A 3,906-nucleotide genomic window follows, 5' to 3' on the forward strand; every position below is an offset into this window, starting at 1 on the left:
CCCCAGCGGATCCACCCATCCTGTCGGATTGGGGGCGTACATGTACAGGTTTTCGCCGCCGGCCAGTCCTATCGGGTCCTGGGTGGTGAAGCGTCCCGTCTCTGGATCATAGTACCGATGGCGGTTGTAGTGCAGCCCGGTTTCTTCATCCAGGTACTGACCCTGGAAGCGCAGCGGATTGTCGGTGGTGCTGGGGTTGCCGTGGCCGTCACTGGCCTTGGTGAGCTCGCCCCAGGCGCGGTAGTGGCCGACCCAGGCGAGCTTGCCGTCGCATTCTGCCAGCTCCATCGGGGTGCCGAGGTGGTCGGTGTGGATGCTGTAGAGCGTCGGCTCGGTTGGCTGGTGTTCGGTGTAGAGCACCGCCCCGGTGCCGCTGCGAGTGTGGACGGCCTCGAAGCGGTTTTCGAGCTTGGCGGCAGGCACGAAGCTGTCGGGTTCGAACAGGTAGACCACCCGCCGTTCGGGGGTGAGGCCGGGGTACTCGAGCCGATGGCAGCGCTGGGCGATCGGTAGCGAGTGAGGCCGTTCGGGGTTCTCGCGGGCCAGTTCCAGGCGTTCGGGGCGAAACAGCGGCGGCAGGCCTCCGACAAAACGCTCTTCGCTTTGCAGCAGGTCACCGTCCCAGTTGAACACCGTCAGCTCACTGGGCTGGCCTAGTCGGTTCACCTCTTTCCACACCCGTCGGCCGAGGCCGTCGTAGGCGTAGCGGGCACGCATGCGCGGCACAATGTCATCGCCTGCGGCGGGGGCATGGGGGTAGTGGCAGGCCTCGATCAGCCGGTGTTCGGGGTCGTACTGGTAGTGCCAGGTCTCGCCGCTGGGGGCGATGCGTCGGGTCAGGTTGCCGCTGGCGTCGTAGTGGTAGTGGGTGCCGGCGTAGCGCTTGAGCAAGTTGCCCATGGCCGGCGACAGGCTGGCCGGTGCGCCTGGGTAGTCGAGGCGAATGCGCTCCTCGGATCCGTGGTCGAGGTGATCACGGGGGCGCTCGCGTCGCCAGCGGGTGGCGTCGGAGGGCAGGGTGTTGCTGCCGTTTTCGCTGGTTCGTTCTGGCGGCACGGGATCGACCAGATTGCCGGCCGGGTCGAAGGCGAACACTTCCTCAAGCCCTGGGGCGCTTGCCTGGCGCAGCCGGCCCAGTGGGTCGTAGCCGTAGCGGGTGGTGCCACGCAGGTTGTCGTCCACCTGGCTGAGCAGGCCGTTGGCACTGTAGTGCCACTGGCGTCTGACGGTGGGGTGTCGGGGGCGGTCCTCGACGGATGCTTCGAGGGTGCGGATGTGCTGCTCTATCAGGCGTCCCAGCGGGTCGAAGCGTGATTCGACCTCGCGGCTGCCCTGGTGACGGCGCACCTCGCGATGCAGGTCGTCGCGCTCGAAGGCCATCAGCTCGCGCTGGTCCAGGGTCATGGCGTGGACATGGCCGGAGCCATAGCGCAGCCAGGCCAGGGTCTGACCGTCGGGTAGGGTGGTGGTCTCGCGGTTACCCAGGGCGTCGTGGGTGTGGCGGGTGACGCTGGAGTAGTCACCGCCGTTGGGCAGCTGATGACGCTGCACCTCGGCGATCAGGTTATCGGCGGTGTCGAAGTGAAAGCGCGTCTCGCTGTGGCGGCTGGCCGCGCGGGTCAGGCGTCCCAGCGGGTCGTAGCCGTAGCGGGTAGTCAGCGCGGGCTGGCCCGGTCGCTGGCTCTCGCGCTCCACCACCCGGCCCATGGCGTCGCGGGTGAAGGTGGTGACCAACTCGCCTTCGCGACGCTCGATCAGGGCGCCGCCATCGTCGTAGCGGTAGTGGCGGGTGCGCCCGTCGAAGCCGGTGTCCTCGATCAGTCGTCCACCGCCGTCATAGCGGAACTGCCAGCGGTCGCCGTTCTGGTTGGTCAGCGCCGAGAGCCGTAGCAGGCGGTCGTAGTGGTAGGCGAAACGCTGCCCCATGGGATCGCGGCGCTCGATCGGCTGGCCCTTGCCATTGTAGCGATAGCGGGTGCGCTGCCCGGTGGGATCGAGATACTGGGTCAGCCGGCCTTCGCCGTCGTGGGAGAAGTGCTCGATGGCGCCGTCGGGATGCTCGACGCTCAACAGCAGGCCGGTGGCGTCACGGGTGTAATGGGTGCGATGCCCGGCGGCGTCACGGCGCTCGATCAGCCAGCCGCGGTGGTCGTAGTGAAACTGGGTGGTCTTGCGTGAACAGTCGCTGGCACTGATCAGCCGGCCCTGATCGTTCCAGCGGTACTGGTAGGTGTTGCCGGCGGCGTCGGTCATCGCCGTGGGCAGGCCGCGCGCGTTGTGGCTGAAGGTGGTGACGCGCCCGCTCGGGGCGATCTCTTGCAGCGGCAGGCCGCGTTCATCGAAGCGCAGCGAGCGTTCGCGCCCGTCAGGCTCGGTGACGCGCACCGGCAGGCCCTTGTCGTCGTAGTCGATGCGGGTGCTCAGGCCCTGGGGGTCGACCGTCTCGATCAGCCGACCCTGGTCGTCATAGCGATAGTGGGTGGTGCGTCCTTCGCCGTCGATATGGCGGATCAGCCGGCCGTGCTCGTCCCAGCGCCAGTGCTCGCTGCCCAGCGCCGGGTGGAAGGGGTGAGTGATCGACTCGATCTGGTTGTGATAGTTGTAGCGGTAGAAGGTCACCACGCCGTCGGCGTCGGTGACGCGGGTGTACCACAGGCCGCGATGGTACTCGAAGCGGGTGTCTTCGCTGCCGTCTTCCAGGCGGTTGCGTACGCAGCGCGCATCGTGAGCGGCGGGCAGGGCGCCCTCGGCCTTGCCCGGCCAGTCCCACTCGAGCTCCACCGCCAGGCCACTGCGGTGGGTGTAGCGGGTGACCAGATGGTGCTGGTAGCGGTACTCGCGGGTGTAGCCGCGCATATCACGACTTTCGATCAGATCACCGTCGGCGCTGTGCTGGTAGCGGACCAGCACCTCGGGCTCGTGCGCCTCGGCGGCTTCGTCATTGTGTTTGGTGACGTCCGCCCCGGGATAGTGGCGCACCACCTTGGCCAGCAGCCCCGCGCTGCTGTAGTGAAAGCGCAGCAGCAGGGCGGCGCCGTCGGTCAGCCGGTCCAGTCGGCCCTGGCGATAGCTCAGGTGCAGGGCGCGGCCGTCGCGCTCGCGCTGCTCGACCAGGCGGAAATGGACGCGCTCGCCCGGCCCGGACTTGCCGATGCGGCGGTAGAGCTCCTGACTGCCGTCGAGGTAGTGAAGCCGGTAGTGCTCGCTGTCGGGGTGTTCCAGGGTCACGCTTTCACGCGGGAGGAAGCGGCTGCCGCCGACCTCGAGGGGGTCGATGGGCAGGGCGCGGTTCAGGCTGTCGATAAAGGTCAACTGCTCGCCCAGGGCCTCGAAGCGGGTATGGAACGGGCTGCTCCAGCGGGCGCCCAGCTCGCTGTCATCGAGTTCGTCGATGCTGGAGCGGTAGTAGCGGGTCCATTCGACGTCGATCAGCCCCGGTACGCTGAAGTCGGTGTGCCACAGGTTCTCGTCACCCATCACATAGTCCACAGGGTTGGGACTGGTGGGGGTGGGGCGATGCAGCGAGCACACGCAGCCGGCCGGAGTGGCGCTTGGCTCGGCTTCGTGGCGGGTGGTCTGGCGGTTTTCCGCCGACAGGTAGTGGACCGTACGTTGCCCGGTGACGGCGGTGCCCTGGTGATTGACGCCCCTACGTTGCGACGACCTGCGGCGAGTCGCCTGGGCCAGGTCGCGTATCATCGGCAACAGGCGCTCGAACCCGGCGTTGACCATGGACCTGGCCATCCCGCCGAGCTGGCCGAGGAAGGCGATGAGGCGCTGACGGTCGTCACCAAAGGCCTCGAGCAGGCGGTCAAAGGCAATGAATACGACACGCTTGCCTTTCTCGAGAAGGTTCCACCACTCGGGGTTCTCGTCGATCAGTTTGAGCTGTGTGGCGGCATCGAC

1 protein-coding gene is annotated in these 3,906 nt (G+C 67.5%); it reads right to left on the minus strand.

Annotated elements, in window-relative coordinates:
• Window positions 1-3,906, minus strand: a 3,906-nt coding sequence (locus tag NH448_RS23225) for an RHS repeat-associated core domain-containing protein (RefSeq protein ID WP_253029567.1), incomplete at both ends; no start/stop codon positions are given.

The sequence above is a fragment of the Halomonas sp. OfavH-34-E genome (assembly GCF_024124525.1).
Taxonomy (GTDB): domain Bacteria; phylum Pseudomonadota; class Gammaproteobacteria; order Pseudomonadales; family Halomonadaceae; genus Halomonas; species Halomonas litopenaei.